At 67.7% G+C, this 22,271-nt stretch carries 21 protein-coding genes and 1 pseudogene; 9 read left to right on the top strand and 13 right to left on the bottom strand.

Going from position 1 to position 22,271, the window contains the following annotated elements; genetic code table 11:
* Positions 1-30: 30 nt before the first annotated feature.
* The 5 genes from GNX95_RS04015 to GNX95_RS03995 all read right to left on the bottom strand — a co-directional run bounded on the left by GNX95_RS04015 (position 31) and on the right by GNX95_RS03995 (position 4,961).
* Positions 31-693, bottom strand: coding sequence for a response regulator (locus tag GNX95_RS04015; protein ID WP_163505794.1), 663 nt, complete (start codon positions 691-693; stop codon positions 31-33).
* A complete protein-coding gene (locus tag GNX95_RS04010; RefSeq protein WP_163505793.1) occupies positions 690-2,201 on the bottom strand; it encodes a GAF domain-containing sensor histidine kinase in 1,512 nt (503 codons plus the stop codon). Before GNX95_RS04010 ends, GNX95_RS04015 begins: the two co-directional genes overlap by 4 nt.
* A gap of 153 nt (positions 2,202-2,354) precedes the next feature.
* Positions 2,355-3,239 (bottom strand): universal stress protein, encoded by an 885-nt coding sequence (locus GNX95_RS04005; RefSeq protein WP_163505792.1) that lies wholly within the window; start codon positions 3,237-3,239, stop codon positions 2,355-2,357.
* Between the two features lie 132 nt (positions 3,240-3,371).
* Complete coding sequence (locus GNX95_RS04000) at positions 3,372-3,587, bottom strand: hypothetical protein (protein WP_163505791.1); 216 nt, start codon at positions 3,585-3,587, stop codon at positions 3,372-3,374.
* A gap of 159 nt (positions 3,588-3,746) precedes the next feature.
* Positions 3,747-4,961 (bottom strand): MFS transporter, encoded by a 1,215-nt coding sequence (locus GNX95_RS03995; RefSeq protein ID WP_163505790.1) that lies wholly within the window; start codon positions 4,959-4,961, stop codon positions 3,747-3,749.
* Positions 4,962-5,054: 93 nt separating this feature from the next.
* Here GNX95_RS03995 and GNX95_RS03990 point away from each other — a divergent pair, with 93 nt between their 5' ends.
* Both GNX95_RS03990 and GNX95_RS03985 read left to right on the top strand, forming a co-directional pair.
* Positions 5,055-5,561 carry an Lrp/AsnC family transcriptional regulator gene (locus tag GNX95_RS03990; RefSeq protein WP_163505789.1) on the top strand — a complete coding sequence of 169 codons (507 nt, stop codon included), beginning with the start codon at positions 5,055-5,057 and terminating at the stop codon, positions 5,559-5,561.
* Positions 5,561-6,364, top strand: coding sequence for an IclR family transcriptional regulator (locus GNX95_RS03985; RefSeq protein WP_163505788.1), 804 nt, complete (start codon positions 5,561-5,563; stop codon positions 6,362-6,364). Before GNX95_RS03990 ends, GNX95_RS03985 begins: the two co-directional genes overlap by 1 nt.
* Here GNX95_RS03985 and GNX95_RS03980 read toward each other — a convergent pair.
* Complete coding sequence (locus GNX95_RS03980) at positions 6,358-7,185, bottom strand: phosphoenolpyruvate hydrolase family protein (RefSeq protein WP_163505787.1); 828 nt, start codon at positions 7,183-7,185, stop codon at positions 6,358-6,360. The genes GNX95_RS03985 and GNX95_RS03980 overlap by 7 nt on opposite strands.
* 2 nt (positions 7,186-7,187) lie before the next feature.
* A complete protein-coding gene (locus GNX95_RS03975) occupies positions 7,188-8,399 on the bottom strand; it encodes a Tm-1-like ATP-binding domain-containing protein (RefSeq protein WP_163505786.1) in 1,212 nt (403 codons plus the stop codon).
* 56 nt (positions 8,400-8,455) lie between these two features.
* On the opposite strand from GNX95_RS03975, the gene GNX95_RS03970 reads away from it, so the two are divergent.
* A complete protein-coding gene (locus GNX95_RS03970; RefSeq protein ID WP_163505785.1) occupies positions 8,456-9,400 on the top strand; it encodes a zinc-binding dehydrogenase in 945 nt (314 codons plus the stop codon).
* Between the two features lie 318 nt (positions 9,401-9,718).
* Here the strand turns inward: GNX95_RS03970 and GNX95_RS44175 are convergent.
* The 3 genes and pseudogenes from GNX95_RS44175 to GNX95_RS03955 form a co-directional block, all read right to left on the bottom strand.
* A pseudogene (locus tag GNX95_RS44175) lies at positions 9,719-10,081 on the bottom strand (transposase family protein); the annotation flags it as partial.
* A 287-nt stretch (positions 10,082-10,368) separates the two neighbouring features.
* Entirely contained in the window at positions 10,369-10,959 is a 591-nt protein-coding gene (locus tag GNX95_RS03960) for a tetratricopeptide repeat protein (RefSeq protein WP_163505784.1), read from the bottom strand.
* Between the two features lie 12 nt (positions 10,960-10,971).
* Positions 10,972-11,697 carry a FadR/GntR family transcriptional regulator gene (locus GNX95_RS03955; RefSeq protein WP_163505783.1) on the bottom strand — a complete coding sequence of 242 codons (726 nt, stop codon included), beginning with the start codon at positions 11,695-11,697 and terminating at the stop codon, positions 10,972-10,974.
* 154 nt (positions 11,698-11,851) lie between these two features.
* Here GNX95_RS03955 and GNX95_RS03950 point away from each other — a divergent pair, with 154 nt between their 5' ends.
* Genes GNX95_RS03950 through GNX95_RS03935 form a run of 4 tightly spaced genes read left to right on the top strand, consistent with a single transcriptional unit; the run spans position 11,852 to position 17,342 of the window.
* A complete protein-coding gene (locus GNX95_RS03950) occupies positions 11,852-13,459 on the top strand; it encodes an ABC transporter substrate-binding protein (RefSeq protein ID WP_246281501.1) in 1,608 nt (535 codons plus the stop codon).
* A gap of 3 nt (positions 13,460-13,462) precedes the next feature.
* Positions 13,463-14,422, top strand: coding sequence for an ABC transporter permease (locus GNX95_RS03945; RefSeq protein WP_163505781.1), 960 nt, complete (start codon positions 13,463-13,465; stop codon positions 14,420-14,422).
* Entirely contained in the window at positions 14,422-16,359 is a 1,938-nt protein-coding gene (locus GNX95_RS03940; RefSeq protein WP_163505780.1) for a dipeptide/oligopeptide/nickel ABC transporter permease/ATP-binding protein, read from the top strand. Before GNX95_RS03945 ends, GNX95_RS03940 begins: the two co-directional genes overlap by 1 nt.
* The gene (locus tag GNX95_RS03935; RefSeq protein ID WP_163505779.1) at positions 16,356-17,342 is read left to right on the top strand and encodes an oligopeptide/dipeptide ABC transporter ATP-binding protein; all 987 of its coding nucleotides are present in this window, start codon (positions 16,356-16,358) and stop codon (positions 17,340-17,342) included. Before GNX95_RS03940 ends, GNX95_RS03935 begins: the two co-directional genes overlap by 4 nt.
* On the opposite strand, the gene GNX95_RS03930 is transcribed toward GNX95_RS03935, so the two are convergent.
* Positions 17,339-18,061, bottom strand: coding sequence for a GNAT family protein (locus tag GNX95_RS03930; RefSeq protein ID WP_163505778.1), 723 nt, complete (start codon positions 18,059-18,061; stop codon positions 17,339-17,341). The genes GNX95_RS03935 and GNX95_RS03930 overlap by 4 nt on opposite strands.
* An 81-nt stretch (positions 18,062-18,142) precedes the next feature.
* Here GNX95_RS03930 and GNX95_RS03925 point away from each other — a divergent pair, with 81 nt between their 5' ends.
* Positions 18,143-19,084 carry a GNAT family N-acetyltransferase gene (locus GNX95_RS03925; protein ID WP_163505777.1) on the top strand — a complete coding sequence of 314 codons (942 nt, stop codon included), beginning with the start codon at positions 18,143-18,145 and terminating at the stop codon, positions 19,082-19,084.
* A 20-nt stretch (positions 19,085-19,104) separates the two neighbouring features.
* Here the strand turns inward: GNX95_RS03925 and GNX95_RS03920 are convergent, their stop codons facing one another.
* Positions 19,105-19,995 carry a LysR family transcriptional regulator gene (locus GNX95_RS03920; RefSeq protein WP_163505776.1) on the bottom strand — a complete coding sequence of 297 codons (891 nt, stop codon included), beginning with the start codon at positions 19,993-19,995 and terminating at the stop codon, positions 19,105-19,107.
* A 66-nt stretch (positions 19,996-20,061) separates the two neighbouring features.
* On the opposite strand from GNX95_RS03920, the gene GNX95_RS03915 reads away from it, so the two are divergent.
* Entirely contained in the window at positions 20,062-21,468 is a 1,407-nt protein-coding gene (locus GNX95_RS03915) for an MFS transporter (protein ID WP_163505775.1), read from the top strand.
* On the opposite strand, the gene GNX95_RS03910 is transcribed toward GNX95_RS03915, so the two are convergent.
* Positions 21,444-22,007 (bottom strand): CHAP domain-containing protein, encoded by a 564-nt coding sequence (locus GNX95_RS03910; protein ID WP_163505774.1) that lies wholly within the window; start codon positions 22,005-22,007, stop codon positions 21,444-21,446. The two genes, GNX95_RS03915 and GNX95_RS03910, sit on opposite strands and share 25 nt — an antisense overlap.
* Between the last annotated feature and the right edge of the window lie 264 nt (positions 22,008-22,271).

Below are 22,271 nucleotides of genomic sequence, written 5' to 3'. Positions count from 1 at the left end.
TAAGAGGCCGCGCATTTAGGGGAGTGACCTCTAAACCCCAAGCTCGCCGTGGCGCGAGCCGTGCAGTCGCGTCGCGTACACGGCGGCCTCGGTGCGCCGCGCGAACCCGAGCTTGTGCAACAGCGACGAGACGTAGTTTTTCACGGTTTTCTCAGCCAAATGCAACTGCGCGCCGATCTGCCGGTTGCTCAGTCCGGCGGCGATCAGGTCCAGCACCCGGCGTTCCTGCGGACTGAGCAGGTCGTAACGCGGGTCGGCCGGGCCGTCCTCACCACGCAGCATGCGCAGCACCGAGGTGGTCAGGTGGGCGTCCAGCAGGGAACCGCCATTGGCGACGGTGCGTACGGCCGAGACGAGGTCGTTGCCAGACACCTTTTTCAGGATATAGCCGGCCGCTCCGGCCATGATGGCACCGAAGAGGGCGTCGTCGTCGGAATACGCGGTCAGCATCAGGCAGGCCGGCGGTGGGTCGATGCTGGAGCGGATGTCGCGGCACACCGTGATGCCGAGGCCGTCCGGCAGCTGTACGTCCAGGATCGCGACGTCCGGCCTTACGGCCGGGATCCGCGCGAGCGCCTCGGCGGCCGTGCCGGCCTCACCGGTGACCCGCAGGTCGTCGGTCGCCTCCAGCACCATCCGCAGGCCGGTCCGTACGACGTCGTGGTCGTCGAGCAGGAAAACCGAGATCGTCATGCCTGTCCCCCGAGAATCCGTGCGGTCCACACCAGCCGGGTGCCGCCGGCCGGCACCCGGGACGCCGAGAAATCGCCGTCGTGCCGCGCGGCCCGGTCGCGCAGATTGCTCAGGCCACTGCTGCGGTTGCGGTCCTCGGCTATGCCCTCGCCGTTGTCGTCCACCACCATGGTCAGCCGATGTCCGCCGCGATCAACGGAAATCTCCACCAGCACCGAGCTGGCCGCGGCGTGTCTGGCCACATTGGACAGTGCCTCGCGCAGCACCGCGATGGCATCGGCGCGCAGGTCTGCCGGCACGACCGAGTCGACCGGCCCGTCGAAGTCGATCCGTGGCTCGAAACCGAGCGCGGTCGCCGCCTCCAGGCCGGCGCGCAGCATCTCCGACCGGAAACTGCTGGGCCGCCGCACCGACTCCCGCAGGCTGTAGATGCTCGCGCGCAGGTCGTCCATGGTGCGGTCGATGTCCCTGACGAAGCCGGTCATCCTGGCCGCCATCTCCGGACGTACGATCATCCGGCTCAGGCCCTCCAGCCCCAGTCCAATCGCGAACAGCCGCTGCACGACCAGATCGTGCAGGTCGCGTGCGATCCGGTCGCGGTCCTCCAGCACCGCGAGCCGACGGCGGTCGTCCTCGGCGCGCGCGAACTCGACCGCCAGCGCCGCGTCGTTGGCGAACATTTCCGCCAGATCCGCCTCATGCTCGGTGAACGGCACATCGCCGACGTATCGCGCCACCGTCAGCACACCCATCGGCTCGGCACCGACCATCAGCGGAATGCACACCGCGGAATCCAGCTGACTGACCAGCTTCAGCAGCTGTGGACTGAGTTTGTCCACCAGCACGTGTTTTCCGTAGTCGCGTACGACCACGCGTTTGGCGTGCGTGAACGCGTATCCGGTCGCGGTCGTCTCGACCGGCACGGTGATGCCGGCGACCGGGCCGCCGCGGATGTCGCCGGCATCGACCACCTCGAACACCAACTGAGAACGATCGTCCGGCAGCGGCCGGGAAATCGCCGCCGCCGGCGCACCGGTGACCAGCCTGGCTCGCTCGGCGATGATCCGCATCGCGGCCATCGCGCCTTCGCCGGTCAGCAACGCGGCGGTGACGCGGTGCGAAGCGTCGAGCCATTGCTCCCGGCGCCAGAGATCTTCGCGGTCCTGCGCGAAACCGATGGCCGCGCCGGCGGCTTTCGCGTACGCGGCGAGGATTTCCGCCTCGGCCGGGGTGACCTCGTCGGGCTCGCGATCCAGATAAAGCGTGCCGAAAACCCCGTCCCTGCCCGGCACCGGTACGCCGAAAAGGGACGCCGGCAACGACCGCGTACGCACGTCGTCGACGCGGATGACGTCGGCGACATCTCCGTCCGGCCCGAGCACTTCCAGCGCCGCGTACGACGCCGGCACCATCGCCGGCGCGGTGCTCACGACCCGGCGCAAAAGGTCAGGAAGGCGCGTTTCACCGGCGATCTCGGTGATCGCGTCCACCAAAGGTGGGACGTTCATGGTTACCCGCCTCGAAATCCTGCCAGCGCCGATGACAGTGTGGCAGGCTCCGGCGGTCGACGCAGCCTTGGCCGCGATCAGTCCACCGTGGCGGCGACAATGTCCGTCCGAACAGCCAGACCGATTTTACCGACAGGCCATATTTATATCTCTTCAGCGCATAATGTTACGTGGCGCCAACGACACGTCGCCGGCGTCGGTCACCTCGGCCGGCCGTGGCCGGACCAGCACGACCGGACATCGCGCGAAATCGACGGCCGTACGCGCCGCCGATCCCGGCGCCAGCTCACCGACACCCTCATCGGGATGAGAGCCGAGCACCAGAAGCTGCGCATCCCTTGTCCAGTCGACAAGAGCGCGGCTGGTGTGCTCTCCGACGATGTGCCGGCACACCTTGATGTCCGGGAAACGCTCGGAAACCGTCCGCAGGATCGCGGTCGTCTCGTAGTTTTCCCCGGCTTCCACCGCGACGACAGGAACTTTCCGCCGCTCGGCGGCAAGGAAGGCATATTCCAACACGTCTTCGTTGACAGGCGGTGGATATTCATCGCCGAGGGACAGCACGACCGGTGCCTGCGCCGACCGGTCCCAGCCGATGCTCGTGCGTACGACGGCCATCGGACACGTCGTGCAGCCGATCAACGCCATCCCGGTCGAGCCGAAAGGCGAGCCGCCGAGCCGGTCGCCGTCGGTGTGACCGACCACGACCAGCGCGGGCTTGCCGACGGCGCTGGCAAACTGCCGGGTCGCGGAACCGGCCGGCAGCGTCGCCGACACGCGTACGGACGGCGCCACGGCATGCGCGTACGCGGCGGCGTTGGCCAACAGCCTACGCGCCGCTCGGGCTATGTGGCCGTCGGCAAAGGAATCCGCGCCGAGCGGCGTACGCAGCGGCTCCGGCACGAAGCTGCGGACCAGCCGGAGCGCCATGCCCCGGCTGGCCGCCTCGAGTGCCCCCCAGGCCACCGCCTGCAGCTGGTGAGCGGACGAGTCGACCGCCACCACTACCGACCCCCCAGCGGCTTGCTCCCCCAGCATCTCGTCTCCCTCACGACACCCGATCCCCTGACGCTAGGGAAAAATCCGCGTGCCCAGCAGGGTGCAATGCCTTGCCTGCGACGGGTCCTTGGCCTCGGCGCCGCTGTCCGTTCGGACGATGTGCCGGGTGCTTCACCCCGATTTGGTGTTTTCCACCGTCAACCGCCAGCCGTCCGGCGCCGGGCAGACCTCCAACAGGTAGTCCAGCCGGCGCCGCGCTTCGCCTTCGTCACGTGAGATCCACAGACCCAGCTCGTCTCGCTCCACCCCGCCTGTCGCGCTCAGCCGGACACCCCACCGGCCGGCTTCCTCAACCAGCTGAAGCCACCGCGAATCGGGCTCTAGCATCCCGTTCCACCAAACCTGCACGACTCGCACGACTCCATCATCACCGTGCCGCGGTCCCTGTCGCGTCACCGAAACAGCCGGAGAGCTCCGCCGTTCGGCCGTACGCCGGTGGCCTTCGCGGCCGCCGGAGCCGACTTTTGTGCCTTTTGCCAACGCCGATCAGCGTTCGCTTTCGGTAAGCTGGACGACTTTTCGACCTGCCGAAACCAACAACACCACCGGTATCACCACGAACACGCCGGCCAGCGGTGCCAGCAACAGATATCCGCCGGCCGACAGCGCGGCTGTGGAGGCGATCGTGGCCACCGTCGCCGCGCCCCACGAGGTGGCCTCCACCAGGCCCTGCGCGCGCGTCTGCGCGGCCTCTGGCAGCTCGCGTACGAGCAGGCCGCTGCCGCCGACGACGGCCAGATTCCAGCCGTATCCGAGCAGGAACAACGCGATCGGCAAACCCGGCCAGCCGTACGCGCTGCTGCTGAGCACGAAAAGCGCGGAGGCCGCCAGCGTCACGACACTGCCGGCGATCACCCGCCGGCCGCCGAACCGGTCGGTCAACCAACCAGAAATCGGGGCCAGCGCGAACATCCCGAGCGTGTGCAGGCTCAGAACCATGCCAACGGCCGCCAAACCGTGACCGTGTTCGTGCATGTCGACCGGAGCCGCGGTCATGATCGCGACCATCACCAGCTGCGCGACCACCATGCTGCCGGCCGCGACCCGGATGTCCGGTCGCCGCAGCAGCGCTCGGATCGGTTCACCGGACCCGAAAAACGCGATCCGCTCGGCCGGTGGTGGCCGGCGCGCGACGACCGCGGCGGCCAGCACCGACGCGACCATCGCCACCGCGGCCAGCGCGTACGCACCGTCGAGCATCCGCCCGCCAACCGACATGGCGACCTTTCCCATCGGTTCCAGCAACAACGGCGCACCGACGGCCCCGATGGTGCCGGCCCAGACGATCGCACCCATCACGAAACCCTTACGACCGCCGGAAAACCACTCCGCGGCGGCGTAGCGGGACAGCTGCATTCCGCCGTTTCCGATCCCCAGCAGGAACATGCCGAGCAACAGCGCGACCGGCAGGTTGGCCACGACACTTGCCAGCGCGGTCAGGCCGCCGACGGCCCCGGTCGCGTATCCGCTGATCAGGCCGAACCGCCGGCCACGCCGAGTGGCGAGGCCGGTGAGCAGGAGTGCTCCGACTGCCGTGCCGGCGACCGCTGCCGCGTTCGGCACGCCACCCCAGGCCGGCCCGACGAGATCGGCGAAAACCAGCGTCGCGGCCACGCTGCCGGCCGTCATCGCGGCGCTGACCAGCACCGCACCGGTGAACAAGGCGGCGAAGGACCGCCGCTGATCGACTGATGTTTTCATGCGTACAGACTAAAAACTGGCGGCGGTCGACTGAAGCGCGAACGAAAGGCATTCCGGCTAGGCTGGTTGCCGGACGGAAGGAGTTTGGGCGACATGACTTTCCAGCTGGATCGGCCGCTCGACGACGTCGACTGGCGCATCCTGGCCGAGCTGCAGAAGGACGGCCGGCTCTCGTACAACCAGCTCAGCCGGCTGGTCAACCTGTCCTCGCCGGCGGTCGCCGAGCGAGTGCGGCGGCTGGAGGACGCCGGCGTCATCACCGGCTATCAGGCAAAAGTTGACCCGGCTCGCGCCGGCCTGCCGTTGACCGCGTTCATCCGGATGCGCTGCACCCACGGCCGCTGCCTGCTGCGCACCGGTCGCGCCGAGGATTTTCCGGAGATCACCGAGATCCACAAGCTGTCCGGCGAGTCCTGCTCGATCCTCAAGGTGCGCGCGAGCGGACTCCGGCATTTCGAGGGATTCCTGGAAAAACTGGGTGAGCACGGGGAGCTGAGCACGCATATCGTGCTGTCGACGCAATACGAGCGGCGCGCGGTCGAGCCGCCGCCGACACAGCAGCGGCCGGTCACCGAGGCGGCCGGCTGGACGGATTCCTGATGCCGGCGCGTACGACCGAACCGGCCAGCGTGTCGGCGCGACTGATCGCCATCCTGGACACCTTCTCCGAGGCCAGTCCGGTGCGTACGCTGTCGGACATCAGCCGGCACAGCGGACTGCCGCTGACCACCACTCATCGGCTGGTCGCCGAGCTGGCCGCCGGTGGCCTGCTCGAACGCGATCCGGACGGACGTTATCGGATCGGCCTGCGGCTGTGGGAAATCGCGTCGCTGGCGCCGCACGGCATGCGGTTGCGGCAGACCGCGATCCCCTACCTGGAGGATCTTTATGAGGTCACGCACCATCATGTGCAGCTGGCCGTGGTCGACGGTCACGATGTCGTCTATCTGGAGCGGATTTCCAGCCGCAACGCCGTACACGTCGTCTCTCGCGTCGGCGGCCGCCTTCCGGTGCATGCCACCGGTGTCGGCCAGGTGCTGCTGGCACACGCCTCGCCGGACCTGCAGGAGCAGGTGCTGGCCAAGCCGTTGCGTCGATATACCAGCAAAACCCTGTGCACGGAGCCTGAGCTGCGCCGGACACTCGCCGACATCCGGTTGCGTGGTTTCGCCATCAGCGACGGTGCGATCGAGCTGGCGGCGTTGTCGGTGGCGGCTCCGGTCTTCGGCCGCGACGACCGGGTCGTGGCCGCGGTTTCCGTTGTCGTGCCGGCACAAACCGATCCGTATGCGCTCGCGCCGGCCGTCGTCGCGACCGCCCGTGCGATCTCTCGCGCGTTGGGCGCGCCACGCGGCCAACGTCTCCCCGGCCCGGTGCGCCGGGAGACGCACGGCGTCTACTGAATCTCGGTGAAGGCCTTGGTCTGGGCGATCATCGCGCGCTCGGTCGGCAGCCGTTCCATCGAGGACGCGCCATAGAAACCGTCCACCCCGGTGGCGTTTTTCAGCACGTACGCGGCATCCTCCGGCTCGGAGATCGGACCGCCGTGGCAGAGCACGATAATGTCGTCGCGTGTCTCTCGGGCCGCCGCCGACCACTCGGTGATCAGCGCGACCGAATCGTCGAGCGTACGCGCGGTGTCGGCGCCGATGCTGCCGCCGGTCGTCAGCCCCATGTGGCAGACGATGATGTCGGCACCCGCCTCGGTCATGGCGATCGCGTCGTCGGCGCTGAAAACGTACGGTGTGGTCAGCAGGTCGTGCTCGGCGGCTCGCCGGATCATGTCGACCTCTAGCTGGTAGGACATCCCGGTTTCCTCAAGGTTGGCACGGAAAGTGCCGTCGATCAGGCCGACGGTCGGGAAGTTCTGCACACCGGAGAAACCGAGCCGCGCCAGCTCGTCGAGGAAGATGTCCGGCTGATAGAACGGGTCCGTGCCGTTCACGCCGGCGAGCACCGGCGTGTGCCGGACGACCGGCAGCACTTCGGCGGCCATGTCGACGACGATCTGGTTGGCGTTGCCGTAGGCGAGCAGGCCGGCCAGCGAGCCGCGACCGGCCATCCGATAGCGGCCGGAGTTGTAGATGACGATCAGGTCGATGCCGCCGGCCTCCTCGCATTTCGCCGACAGGCCGGTGCCGGCGCCACCGCCGACGATCCGCCGGCCAGCGGCGATTTTGGCGCGTAGACTCGACAAGATATCCTTGCGCGCGATCCGTGGCATGCCTATTTCCTCACCTGAGCGTGCAACCTGTCGACCATCGCCGCGGCAAACGCCGGATCATTGACGTCCTCCGGCCGCTCCACGACCTCGATCGTGTCGTCCACTGTGGACCGTATCGCGTCGAACAACGCCTGGTCGGCGGCGGCATCGTGAAACGGACCGCCTGGCGTCGCGATCGCCGAAACTCCGCCCAACGGCAGGAAAATCGTCGCGCCGCTGCCGGCCAGCCGCGTCGCGACCCGGCGCCCCAACTCAGCGCACTCCTGCGCGGTCGTACGCATCAGCGTCACGCTTGCGTTGTGCACGTAGAGATTCCGGTCGGCGAACCGCGCCGGCACGGTGTCTTTCGGCCCGAAGTTGACCATGTCGAGTGCGCCGACCGACACCACCTGCGGCACGCCGGCCGCTGCGGCGGCGGTGAGTCGCGCCGGCCCGGCGGAAAACACGCCGCCGACCAGCTCATCGGCCAGCTCCGTGGTGGTCACGTCCAACACACCGGCGAGCCAACCGTCCGCGATCAACCGCTCGAGCGTGCGACCACCGGTGCCGGTCATGTGGAACACCAGCACCTCGTAGCCGAGATTTTCCAGCAACCGCCGCGCTTCCGTGACACACGGCGTCGTCACGCCGAACATGCTGGCGCCGATCAACGGCTTCGCGTCGTCGACCTGTGGCGCCGGAGCCGCCACCATGCCGGCCACCGCGGCCGCCGCGTTTGCCAGGATCCGCGCCGAAATCCGGTTGACGCCGGCCACGTCGGTGACGCTCGGGATGAGGATCAGGTCCGACTCGCCGACGTATGCGCTGGTGTCGCCAGACGCCGCTGTCGACACGATGACTTTCGGCAAACCCAAAGGCAAATCGGCGAACGCGCGAGCCGCCAACGAGGTGCCGCCGGTGCCGCCCAGCGCCAGAGCGCCGGCGCACCGGCCTTCTGCGTACAACCGTTGGACCACGACGGCGGCGCCTTCGGCCATCGCCGCGACGGCCGCGCCGCGGTCGCCTGCCTCGACCAGCGATGCGAGGTCGGCGCCACCGGCCACTGCCACTTCGGCGCGGCTCACGTCCGCCTCGATCGCCGGCTCGCCGAGCACGCCGGTGTCCACGACCAGCGTGGCCACGCCCGCGTCGGCGAGTCGCCGCCGCACAAACGCGTACTCGGACCCCTTCGTGTCCAACGTCCCGACAAGGACGACTGTTGGCTGCTCTGGCACGCCTTGATCGTAGTGCCTGTTGACATCAACCGTAGTTGAGGTTGAACGCTGGTCTCATGCGTGCCATACAGATCGCGACCTTCGGCGGACCCGAGGTGCTGGCGCCGGCCGACCTGCCGGAGCCGGTCGCCGGACCCGGCGAAGTCCTCGTGCAGACCGCCTTCGCGGATGTCATCCTCCTCGACGCCCGCCTGCGCTCCGGTGCGGGCCGGGACTACTTCCCCATCCGGCCACCGTATGTCCCCGGCGGCGCCGTCGCCGGCACGGTCGTCGCCGCCGAAGACCCGGCCCTGATCGGCCGGCCGGTCGGCGGCCGAACGAAGAATTTCGCCGGATACGCCGAAAAGGCCGTCATCGACACGGCGATGCTCGCGGAGATCCCGCCAGGCCTCGCGACGCGCGACGCCGCGGCGCTGCTGCACGACGGCGTGACCGCGTACGCTCTGATGTCGAAGGTTTCCTTCCGCGCCAACGAAACCGTACTGATCACCGCGGCGGCCGGCGGTCTGGGCATCCTGTTCGTCCAGCTCGCCAAGGCGGCCGGCGCGCGCGTGATCGGCGCTGCTCGCGGCGACGCGAAGCTGGAGATGGTCCGAAAAGGGGGTGCCGATCTGGCCGTCGACTATTCAGAAGCCGACTGGACCGACGGCGTCAGCCGGCCGGATCTGGTGCTCGACGGCGCCGGCGGAGCGTACGGCCAGGCCGCTTTCTCGGTCGTCGCGGACGGCGGCCGGTTCGTCGGCTACGGGACCGCCGCCGGCTCGTTCACCCTGCCGGACCCGGCCGACGCGCAGCGCCGCGGTTTGCACGTTATGGGCATCCAGGACGCGCAGGTGACGCCGGAGCAGAGCGGACAGCTGACCCGTCAGATGTTCGCCGACGCCGCCGCCGGCCGGTTCGCGCCGGTCATCGACCGCGTCTATCCGCTGGAGAAGGCATCCGAGGCGCACACGGCGCTGGAGCAGCGCACGAACGTGGGCAAGGTCCTGCTGAAAATCTAGCGACCGGCGCTCATACGATCGCCGATGGACGCAGATACCTCAGCCACGTACGCCCCTCCGCCAAGAGGATGCTCGGCGCTACGTTGGCGGCCACATTCCTGACAGGTAGTCGAGCCAGCCTGCGTGATGATCAGACCGTGGAGGCCCGGAGGCGGCCTCGCTCCGGTCGTTCGGCCTTCAGGCGCACGGCGATGATCTCGGGCAGCGGTCCAAGGCCGCGAACGATGTCATCGATTTTGTCCAGGGTGGGCGCGCCAACAATGCGAAGTCGAGGCGATGGGCGCCGGCCAGCACGCGGCCTAGACGCGTGATTCCCCATCAGTGGTCGTAGGCGATCAGTGATCGGGTGATGGGAGCGCCGGTGTGGTGGTTGCGCCAGATGGCGGCGGCCATGGCCAGGATGCGTTGTGCGACGCGGATGGCGACGCCTTGGCAGGTCCGCCCGGCGTGTTCGTCGAGGTCGAGTTGGCCTTTGAGAGTGTCGTTGGCCGATTCGATCACGGCGGCATCGGCTTCCAGCATCGCGGTCAAGACCTCGCGTTCACCGATCTTGGGGTTGGTCAGCGCCCACAGGATCGGCGACCCAGTCGGGGTGCACACCAGGTAGAGCCGCAGGCCCCAGAACCATCGGGAGTGCGCAGCGCACTAACCGTAGGCGGCCCAGCCGGACAGGTCTGAGCGTCCACGCAGAGCCTCCAAGCTCGGGCGACCGGGTAAGCAACGCTGCCGTTGCGACTCAGGGCCAATGGCACTTCCTCGGCCATCCGACGCGCCGCCAACTCCGCCATCATCGCCAACTTCTGCACACCAGCAGCCGCGTCCGCCCGTTCGAAAAACGGCCGACAGGCAGGTCAGGTTATTTCCACGCAGACAGTTGAAACCCGGCAACAGGATGGCGCCGAAGCCGGCGGGATGACCTGCAGGTCACCTTCTTCCCGCTGTCCGCATCCGCCGGACAGGGTGCGAAGTCAGCCGGACAGCCAGTCCAGCCGGCCGCCACAATCCGGACACGTACGCAGCATCGGGCCCTCGTGGCCGCCGGACGCACACCGCCCGCACAGGACGGCGTGGCAGCTCGCGCACCTCAGGCCCATCCCGAAGTGCGCGACAACCACGTCCGCGTCAGTGTCGCCGGCCGAGAACTTGGCCGGCGCGGCGCATTTGCGGCAGAAGTCGGCGCCCACCTTGGCCAGCCGCTCCCGCGCCTGCAGGTTGCCCAGTGACGCCGCCTTGGCCAGATGTACGTCCGCCTGGTCATAGTCTTCCAACCGGCCGAAGGACCCGCCGAGCACGAGGTGCGCCTCCGCGTGGTCCGGCCGCATCGCGACGCATCTGCGAAGCGGCTCGACCGCACCGGCTGAGTCGCCGGCCTTGTACAACGCGACGCCGAGCAGAAACTGGGAGTTCGGCGAGTCCGGCGTCAATGCCACGACGCGCCGGAAGGTGGCCACCGCGGCCTCGAATCGGCCCGCCTCAAGCTCGCGTTTTCCGCGCTCGAACTCCTTCTTCGCGGCGGCGTCACGGTCTGCCTGGCCACCATCGCGCCGAAACCATCTCATCCGGTCATCGTCTTACAGCTCACCGGGGACGGGTCCCGACTGGCGAAGGCGGACCAGCCGCGCGCGTACGCCATCGAAATGAGCGCGCATCGCGGCCGCCGCACCGGCTCCATCGCCGGACGCGACCGCGTCGAGGATGTCGCGGTGACGGCGTACGACGTCCTCAGCCGACTCGTCCGCGTCACCAAGCTGGTCGCGCAGTTGCGCGTACACATCCCAAAAAGCGCTGAGCAGCCGTACGACCAGAGGGTTGCCGAGCGGGCGATAGAGCACCTCGTGAAACCGCCGGTCGGTCTGCGCCGATACGGCGCCGGCCCGCGCCTCGGCGGTCATCTGCGCGATGATCTCGGTGGCTGGCGTGAGGTCGGCGCGCTCCTCGACGAGGCGCTGCACGAGCCCGATCTCCAGCAGCTCCCGCACCTCCATGAGGTGACCGAGCTCGTCGCAGCCGTCGGCAAGCGTCATGCGGCTGTGAAAGGCCAGCTCGTCGACCAGGCCACTGAGCGTCATCCGACCGACGAACATGCCAAAACCGTGCCGGATCTCAACGATGCCGACCGCCTGCAGCGCTTTCAGCGCCTCGCGTACCGAGTTGCGGCCGGCGCCGAGCTCGTCCATCAGCTCGAACTCGGTCGGCAGCGGGTCGCCGGCGACCAGGCCGCGGGCCAGGATGATCTCCTTGACCGCCTCCTGGACCTCGGCGGCGCGGCCGATCCGCGGCCGGCGCGAGGCGGTCATATCCGTACGCAGCGGTCAAAAAGCGTCATCATCTTCCGGAAACCTCCCCTTGACCGCTGGCGACGACCGGTCCTAGCCTCCACCCTAACCCTTGGACATGGGATGTGGGACATCCGATGGACGAAGGCGGCAGATCGTCACGAAGGAGAACACCGTGTCAGTCCCGACCACCGTCAGCCGACGCGACTTCCTGCGCTACAGCGGGACCCTCGGCGCGGCCGCCGCGATCACCGCGACGGTCAGCGCCTGCACCGGTCCGGCCTCCACCATCTCGGCCGGTGACGGTGGCCAGGACCTGCTCACCGCGGTCATCGGCTATGGCAACGACCAGAGCTGGGACCCGACGATGACGGCCTCGGCCTTCACGATGGCCGCGATGCAACACATCTACGAAGGCCTCGTCGACACCGACCCGGTGACCCGCGAGCCCTATCCGGCGCTCGCCACCGCGCTGCCGGCCGACACGTCCGCGACGACGTGGAAGTTCACCTTGCGCTCCGGCGCGAAATGGCATGACGGCCAGCCGGTCACGACCGACGATGTGGTGTTCACCTTCCAACGCATCCTCGACCCGGCCGCGCAGACGCTGACCGGCTCGTTTTTCCGTTCCTGGCTCAAGGAAGTACGCAAGGTCGACACCACCAGCGTCGAGCTGCTGTTCAAGTTTCCGTTTCCCGATGCACTCCCCCGCCTCACGATCGCGAAGATCCTGCCAAAGCACGTCTTCGGCGTGGCCGGCGGCTGGGACGCCGCCAAAGGCGGCAAGGCGGTCGGATCCGGACCGTACAAGCAGACCGCGCATCATCCGAAGTCCAACACGACCTTCGAGGCGTTCGCCGACTACAACGGTCCGCGCAAGCCGCAGATCAAGAAAATGAACTGGCTGTCCATTGTGGACGCATCGGCGCGCGTCGCGAAGATCTCCGGCTCGCACGCACAGGCGCAGATTTCCGACAACATCCCCTACGCCAACATCGAACAGCTGCGCGGCGGCGGTTTGACGGTCGACGGCGCCAAAGGCATGAACCACATGTTCCTGATGTTCAACACCGGAGCCAAGCCGTTCAACGACGAGCGGGTACGACAAGCGCTTTTCTATGCCATCGACACGAAAAAGATGATCGAGGTGGCGCTCAAGGGACACGGCGCGGCAGCGACCAGCTTCCTCAACGAGCAGAATCCGTCGTACGCGAAGGCCAGCACGGTCTATTCGTACGATCCGGCCAAGGCCAAGGCGTTGCTGGCCGCGGCCGGCGTGACCAGCCTGTCGGTCACGTTGATGGCCGTCAACGTGAGCTGGATCGTCGACTGCCTGCCGACGATCGCCAACTCGTGGAACGCCATCGGCGTCAAGACTTCGTTGCAACCACAGGACACCAGCGCGCTGTTCACGAAGATGGACCAGTCGCAGAGCTACCAGGTCGTCGCCGCCGCCTCCAACCCCAACCAGTTCGGCATGGACGCCGATCTGATCCTGCGTTACAACTACACGCAAGGCGGCGTCTGGATGAAATACACCAAGTGGGATGCCAGTCCGGAAGCCAAAGCACTCTTCGCACTGATGGACCGCGCCACGCAGGATCCGGATCCGGCGCGGAAAAAGGCACTGACGCACCACTACATCGACCTGATCGCCCAGCACGCGGTGCTCTATCCGGTCGTGCACACCGAGCTGATGACCGCGTGGAACCCGAAGCAGGTGACCGGCGTACGCGCGCAGGGCTATCCCGGCATCAACCTGCTGCAGGCCAAGCGGAGCTGACCGATGGCCATGGTCGTCCGGCTGCTCGTACGCCGGTTGCTGACACTGATCCCGCTGCTGCTCGGGATCATCCTGTTCGTCTTCGTTGTCATGCGGTTTTCCAGCAACAAGCCGGAATACGCGTACTTCCAGGGCACCAACCCAACAGCGGCACAGATTCACCAGTTCCAGGTGGAAAACCACCTGCTGGATCCGTTGCCGCTGCGCTACCTCAGGTTTGTCGGTGACCTGCTGCACGGTGACATGGGGACGAGCGTGCTGACCAAGGCGTCGGTGCTCGACTCGGTCATGACCGCGCTGCCGCTCACCATGCAGCTGACTTTGCTTGGTCTGCTGATCGGCGTGGTTTTGGCTCTGGTGCTGGGCATCGCCGCGGCCATCTTCCGGGATCTCTGGCCCGACCAGCTGATCCGGGTCGTGTCGCTGTGCGGTGTCGCCGCACCGGCGTTCTGGATCGCATTGTTGCTCATCCAGTGGCTGGCGGTCGGTTGGGGTGTTTTTCCGACCAGCGGCTATGTCAATCCTGGTGACTCGGTGGTCGGCTGGCTGCAGTCGATGACGTTGCCGGCGGTGTCGTTGTCGCTGCCGGTCGCCGCGCAGCTGACCCGGATCATCCGCACCTCGATGGTCGAGGAGCTCGACAAGGACTACGTGCGTACGGCCATCGGCAGCGGCCTGCCGCCGATCGTCGTGGTCGGCCGGAACGTCCTGCGCAACGCGCTGATCACACCGTTGACCGTGCTCGGACTGCGAATCGGCTATCTGCTCGGTGGCGCGGTCGTCATCGAGACGATCTTTTCGTTGCCAGGGATGGGGAAGCTGATGATCGACGCGGTGACCAATGGCGATCCGGCGGTCGTACAGGGCGTCGTGCTCACCATCGCGGTTGGCTTCGTCGTGGTCAACCTGCTGGTCGATGTACTGTATCTGCTGGTAAATCCGCGGCTGAGGAGCGCGACCTGATGCGCCGCAAACTGGCCGAGCGGCTGACCCGGCCCGGCATTTCCTTCCGGCGGTTGTCGCCGATGTCGGCCGTGGCGTTGGCGATCATCGCCGTCGTGGTGGTCGTCGCGATCTTCGCGCCGCTGTTGGCACCGCATTCGCCGCTGGTGCAGGAAACTCGCGGCGGCGGGCCGTCGGCGAGCCACTGGATGGGGCTGGACAGCGCCAACCGCGACATTCTCAGCCGGCTCATGTACGGCGCGCGCTGGTCGCTGATCATCGGCCTCGGCGCCACCGGTGTCGCGCTCGTCGTCGGCGCGATTATCGGTGCCGTGGCGGCAACGTCGGCGCGTTGGCTGGACGAAACGATCATGCGCGTGCTCGACGTCGTCATGGCGTTTCCCGGCATCGCACTGGCTGCCGTGCTGGTGGCGGTGTTCGGCGGCAGCATCCCGGTGTTGGTGGCGGCGATCGGTTTCCTTTACATGCCGTCGATCGCCCGCGTCGTACGCGCGAACGTCCTTGCGCAGTATGGCGAGGACTACGTCGCCGCCGAGCGGGTGATCGGCGCACGTACGCCTCGCATCCTGCTGCGGCACGTGGCGATCAACTGCGCGGCACCGATTTTGGTGTTCGCCACGGTGATGGTCGCCGACGCCATCGTTTTCGAGGCGTCGCTGTCTTTCATCGGCGCCGGCGTACGTCCGCCGGAGCCGTCCTGGGGAAGCGTCATCGCCGACGGCAAAAACCTCGTGCAGCTCGGCGGTTGGTGGGCCACTGTCTTCCCCGGGCTGCTCATCCTGGTCACCGTGCTGGCGCTCAACATTCTCTCCGAGGGGATCTCCGACGCGTGGTCGGCGCCGTCATCGCGTACGAGCACGGCAAAACGTTCGGCTGCGGCAATGGCTTTCGAGCCAGGGGAAATGATCGAGCTGCCAGGCTTGGCTGAGGCGGCCGAACGACTCGCCGAACGTGCGCGCCCGTTGCCGGCTGGTGACCCGATCCTGGACGTACGCGACCTGGCCATCGGCTTCGAAACCCGCCACGACGGAGTGGACATCGTCGACGGCATCTCGTTTTCGGTACGACCCGGCGAAGTCCTCGGGCTCGTCGGCGAGTCCGGCTGCGGCAAGTCGCTGACCGCCTTGACGGTGATGGGTCTGCAGCCGCGCGAGGCACGCGTACGCGGCGAGATCCGCTTTGCCGGCAACGATTTGTTGAAGCTGTCACGTGGTGCGCGCCGGAAGCTGCTCGGCCACCAGATGGCGATCGTCTACCAGGACGCGCTGTCCGCGCTGAACCCGGCGATGACCGTACGCGCACAGCTGAAACAGGTCGTGCGACGCGGCGGTAAGCGCGGTGCGACCGAGCTGCTGGAGCTGGTCGGGCTGGACCCGGCGCGTACGCTTTCCTCGTATCCGCACGAACTTTCCGGTGGCCAGCGGCAGCGAGTCCTGATCGCCATGGCCCTCTCGCGCGACCCCAGGCTGATCATCGCCGACGAACCGACCACCGCGCTGGACGTGACGATCCAGGCGCAGGTCATCCAGCTTTTGCTGCGGTTGCGCGCCGAGCTCGGCTTCGCGCTGATCCTGGTCTCGCACGACCTGGCGCTGGTCGCCGATGTCACCGACCGGATCGCGGTGATGTATGGCGGCCAGATAGTGGAAACCGGTGTCACGTCCGAGCTTGTCGGTGCACCGGCTCATCATTACGCACGCGGCCTGCTCGGATCGGTGCTGTCGCTGGAATCCGGGGCCGAGCGCCTCACGCAGATCCGCGGTGTCGTGCCGTCGCCGGCCGACTTTCCGTCCGGCTGCCGGTTTGCCGACCGCTGTCCGATGGCCTCGGAGATCTGTACGACGCAGGCGCCACCGCTGTCCGGTCCGGTCGGTCACGAGACCGCGTGCCACCATCCGGCGTCGCCGGTCGCGGTCGGCGGGAAGGAGACGTCATGACGCTGGTCGACCTGCGCGACGTACACGTCGTGCACAAAGCACGCTCCGGCGGACTGTTCGGCCGCGCCCGTGTGTGCGCGCTCACCGGCGCCGATCTCACCATCGCGGCCGGCGAAACCGTTGGTGTCGTTGGCGAGTCCGGCTGCGGCAAGTCCACTTTGGCCAAGGTGCTGGTCGGTCTGCAGGCGCCGACCTCCGGATCCGTATGGTTCGGCGAAAAAGACGTGTGGACGATGCCGTCCGGTGCTCGCCGCAAGCTCATCGGATCGACGACCGGGATGGTTTTCCAGGATCCGTCGACCGCGCTGAACCGGCGGTTGCCGGTCCGGCTCATCCTGCGCGATCCGCTGGACGTGCACGGTCGAGGGTCGGCACGCGAGCGCGATGCGCGCGTACGCGACCTGATCGGTCAGGTCGGCCTGCCGTCCAGCGTCGCGGATTTGTTGCCGGGACAACTGTCCGGCGGTCAGCGACAACGCGTGGCGATAGCGCGTGCGCTCGCGTTGCAGCCGTCGCTGCTTGTCGCCGACGAGCCGACGAGCGCATTGGACGTGTCCGTACGCGCGCAGATTCTCAACCTGCTGCTGGATCTCAAGCAACAGCTCGGACTGGCGCTTTTGTTCGTGTCACACGACATCCAGACCGTACGGCGGATGAGCGACCGGGTGGTCACGATGTATCTGGGTCGGATCGTCGAGGTGGCACCGGCCGGCTCGGTGCCCGACCAGGCCCGCCATCCGTACACGCGGGCGCTTTTCTCGGCCACACCTGGCCTCCTGGCGCCGCTTGAGCCAATTCCGCTGAGCGGTCCGGTGCCGTCGGCGACCCATCCGCCGAGCGGTTGTCCTTTCCGTACGCGCTGCTGGCGCGCCGACGACACCTGCGCCGGCGAGATGCCCGCGATGGAGGTCGACTCGGTGAACGGCGCCGGCGAGCACGTTTTTCGTTGCTGTCACCCAATGGTCGAGGCCACCACGCCTTAGCGGTGGCGCATCCATAGGTTTGGCTCCACATACGTGCCGGTGTCGGCCTCGCGGTCGATCACCACCAGGTCGAGCGCGTCCGGAACGACGTACGAGCCGGAGTCGGGAAACCGCATCCCGGCCCAGGATTCCCACTCCGCAACGGATCCGGCGATCTCCATCGACCGCGGCGCCGGCCCGACGATGGTGGCGCCGAGCCGCTGGTGCGTACGGATCCAGCCGTCGACGTGCAGGCCGTCCTCGCGGGTCCACTCGGCAAAGCGTGCCATCGGCGTCAGCGGATAGCGCGTCTTCAGCGTCGGGCGGACCGGTGCGATGACTTTCGACAGCCCGGCGGCGACCGCACGCTCGCGCAGCGCCGTCAGCACACGACCGGCCAGGCCGGCACCTCGCTGGTCGGCGCGTACGGCCGCGGCCATCACACAGAAGGTGTCCGGCTCGGTGTCGTTTTCGTGGCCGGTGACCGAAAGCGCGAGCGCGGCGTCGTAGCCGCCGGCCAGGATCTCGCCGGACCAGGCGATCGGCACACCCCAACCGCCGGCGACGATCTCGCCGTCGCCCAGCAACAGGATGTCAAACTGCGGAAAGTAGTTTCCGACGCGCTCGGTGAACTCGGCGGCGATCCGGTCGTGGAAGATGAATTCCGGCCAACCGTCCCGAAACGCGGCACCCGGATCCAGGTCCGGCCGGTCCCCCGTCGTCACCACTTCATACGCCACCGCGTCAGTGTAGGGACCACGCTTGACCGTCGCACGTCAATTCGGATGCGCCGGCGGAGCCGGCTCAGCACACTCAACGGTATGGACGCATTTCCGATCAGCCGACCGACGCTCGACGACGCGGCGGAGATCCACGACCTGGTCGCCGCGTACGACACGAGCGTCGTCGGCGCGCCGGACCTGACGCTCGACAACATTCGCGACGAGCTGGCCGATCCCGGCCAGGACCTGCGACGCAACTGGTGGCTGGTCCGTGACGACCACGGCCGGCTGCAGGCCTATGCGAGCATTGGCAGCAAAGGTCAGACCAGCGACCTGTTTCTCATCGGCCTCACCGTACGGCCAGGCGCCGACGACGACGTCCGCAAGCTGATCTGGTCGAAAGTCCTTGGCAGAGCCGAGGAAATGGTCGCCGAGATGGGGTTTTCCGGCGCCACGCTGGACACCGACGTCTATCGCGTCGACGAGGCCAAGCGGGCGGAGGTTTCCTCGTACGGATTCACCCAGGCCACCAGCTATCACCGGCTGCGCGTCGACTTCGACGGACCGGTCGCCGCGCCGCGACTGCCGGCCGGCATGACGCTGCATCCGGCCGTCACCGACGAGCTCCGGCGCGAGGCGCACCTGATCCACCAGGAAAGTTTCGCCGCACACTTCGGATTCGTGCCGGTCACGTACGAACACTGGTTCCAACGCCACGACACGCAAAGCGTGAACGACTGGTCGCGTACGCTCGTCGCGCACGTCGACGGCGAGCCGGCGGCGCTGGTGATCAGCGACAACAACTTCGTGCCGGACGAAAACTGCGGATATGTGGCGACGATCGGCGTACGTCCCGCGTATCGCGGCCGGGGCCTCGGCCGGCTCCTGCTGACCACCGCGATCGCCGCCGACGCCGCGGCCGGCCGGGTCGGCACGATCCTGCACGTCGACAGCAACAACGTGACGCCGGCGCTCGCGCTCTACACCAGCGTCGGCATGCGTACGGTCATGGTTATCGACGCCTGGCAGCGAAAGATCTAGGGTCTGTTTCGAAACAAACCCTAGGCCGCGATCGCGGCGACCTGCTCGCGCAACCACTGGTGCGCCGGATCGCGGTCGTGGCGTGCGTGCCAGGCCTGGCCGATCCGCACCGGCGGCAGGTCGAGCGGGATCGCCAGCAGGGCCAGCGGCATCGCGGTCGCCGCGTGCCGCGCGATCACGTCCGGCAGGAGCGCGAAAACCTCGGCCCGCAAGGCGAAAAAGCAGGCCGCGCTGGCGGTCGGCACGGTCGCGAGCACCCGCCGGCGCAGACCCGCGTCGGCGAGCCGCTCGTCGACCACACTGTGCGTGCGGCCGCGCCTGGACACGGTGACGTGCGGAATCGCCACGAAATCCGCCATCGTGAGCGGCTCCGTCGCGTAGGCCGCGCCGGCCCGCGCCACCGCCACGTAGCCGTGGCCGCCACCGAATGCCTGCGTGCGTATGTCCGGCGGCAGGTCGCCGAGCGCGCCGATGTCGAGATCGACGCGGTCGCGCAGATCGGCCGGGTCCTCGTCGCCTTCCGGCAGGATCCGCAGCCGGATCCCCGGCGCCTCACGCGTCGCGGCCGCGACCAGCGACGGACCGATCACGACCGCAACGCCGTCGCTGGTCCGGACCGCGAAATCCCTGCGTACGCTGGACAAATCCGTCGCGGGCTGCGGTCGCAGCGCACCGAGCGCCGAGGCCAGAGCGGCCTCGACTCGCGGCCGCAGCTCGCGCGCGTGGGGTGTGAGCGTGAGACCGCGACCGGCTGGTACGAGCAGCGGGTCGCCGACGGCTCGGCGTAACCGGCCAAGTGTGCGGCTCATCGCGGACGCGGACACGTTGAGCTGCGCGGCAGCGCCGGTGACGCTCTCCTCGCGCAGCAGCGCGTCGAGCGCCGGCAGCAGGTTGAGATCTGGCAGTTGCATCGGACGCAATCTTGGGTTGTCTAATCGGAACTGGTGTGCAGCAATCCTGTCAGCCAGGCTGGTGCCATGGCAATCGACTCTCGCCACCGCGCGACCGCGCTGCTGGTCGCGGCGTGCTTCTTCATGGAAATCCTCGACGGCACGATCGTGTCGACGGCAGCTCCGCAGATGGGGGGCGCGCTGCGCGTGGCGCCGACCGCGATCGGCCTGGTCATCACCGCCTACCTTGTCACGCTCGCCGTCCTCATCCCGCTCAGCGGCTGGCTCACCGCACGCTTCGGCGCGCGCCGCGTCTTCCTCACCGCCATCGCGTTGTTCACGCTCGCGTCGCTGGCATGCGCGCTGACGCGGGATCTCGGTCAGCTGGTCGCCATGCGGATCGCGCAAGGCGCCGCTGGCGCGATGATGGTGCCGGTCGGCCGCCTGGTCGTGCTGTCCAACACCGCCAAGCCGGACATCCCGCGCGTCATGTCGTACGTCGTGTGGCCGGGTCTGCTCGCGCCGGTCGTCGCGCCGCTGCTCGGCGGCCTCATCACGACGTACGCGGACTGGCGATGGATGTTTCTGGTCAACGTGCCGCTCGGTGTCGTCGCGTACGCGGTGGCCTGGCGGCTGATCGACGCCGGCGCCGGCTCGCGACCACCGCGACTCGACTGGCTCGGCGTCGCGCTGGTCGGTGGCTCGCTCGGCAGCCTCACGTACGCGGCGCATCTGGTGTCAGAGTCCGGTCCGACGCCGACCGTTGTCGTTTTCCTTGTCGTCACGGTTGTCGCCGGCGGCGTCGCCGGCTGGCATCTGCTGCGTACGCCGGCGCCGCTGGTCAACCTGCGTACGCTCCGCGTCGCCACCTTCCGCACGTCGGTGACCGGTGGCTCGCTGTTCTGGATCACCTGCGGCGCCCTACCGTTTCTGCTGCCACTGCTGTTCCAGGACGTTTTTGGTTGGTCGCCGGTAAAATCCGGTGCGGTCGTGCTGTTTGTCTTCGTCGGCAACCTCGCCATCAAGCCAGCCACGACGTTTCTGCTCAATCGCCTGGGATTTCGCCGCCTGCTGACCGGCTCGGCCATCGCTCTGGCCGCGACTGTCGTGGCGTGTGCCTGGTTCACCGCCGACACGCCGCTGGTGGTGATCGCCGCTGTCGCGCTGCTGAGCGGTGTCGCGCGCTCCGTCGGCCTCACTGGCTATTCGACGATCGCCTTCAGCGACACGCCGCCGGACGACCTGCGTGACGCCAACGCGCTGTCCGCCACGGCTCAGCAGACCGCCGCCGGTCTTGGCGTCGCGGTGGCCGCGGTCGCCCTGCAGCTCGGTCACCTGGTCGCCGGCCCGGCCGCGTACGCGGTCGCTTTCGTTGTCCTGGCGGCGATCGCGCTGCTGGCCGGCGTGACGGCCGTACGCCTGCATCCAACCGCGGGTGACGCCGTACGCCGGCCGGCAGCAGTTGGCGGTCAGGTGGCGGAGACCCAGCCGTAGATGTTGCCGGGCCGGCCGGCGTCCCTGGCGTGGGTCGGGTCGAACGGGCCGTGCTTTTCGACCTGGTTGTCGGAGTTTCCTTCGACCGTCGTGATCGTGCCGGTCCCGACCGCCACCACGATGCCGGTGTGCAGGCTGGTGTCCGTGTTCTGTGGGCCGGTGCCATAGAGCACGATGTCACCCGGCTGCATCCCGGTGTCGGTCGAGTGCGCGCGGCCTTTTCGTTGTCCCCAGGTGTAAATGTCGCCGGTGAAGGCGTACGTCGGAATGCCGATGCCGGCATGTTGCCACACCCAGGTCGCGAAGAGCGCGCACCAGGCCTCGCACGGGCCGTATTTGGTGCAGTTGCTGCCTGGCGGGTTCTCACCGACGCCGAGCTCGCCGCTGGCGATGTTGACGATGTCCGCGCGGACGGTTGCGGATTGGACCGCGGCAGCGGACGGGCTGGCAGCCATCGCCAGGAGTCCCACCATCACCAGGAAAGCGGCGATGCCACCGACCAGTCGACGACGATCGCGGAGCCTTGAATCAGTACTCATGAGGCGAAGTATCGGATCAGGACATACAACGGACATACATCCACGGTCGCCATCAGCCGAGATGCACAGTTACGGAACTACGTTCGCGCAGATGACCAAGCTTGCCGGCGACGAGAAGTACACGCCGGCTACATTTTCACGCTTTACATCGTATGACAATTACTTCATGGCTCGAAATATCAGCTTTTGTCGGATGAAGAGATCTTGCCGGCTTTATCGGCGATGGGTAACTTTGCTCCCCGACCGTGATGACGGTCATCCCCG

It is taken from the genome of Fodinicola acaciae, assembly GCF_010993745.1.
In the GTDB taxonomy this organism is placed as follows: Bacteria; Actinomycetota; Actinomycetes; order Mycobacteriales; family HKI-0501; genus Fodinicola; species Fodinicola acaciae.
Note: the sequence above shows the minus strand (reverse complement) of the source record. Positions and strands in the feature narration are given on the sequence as shown.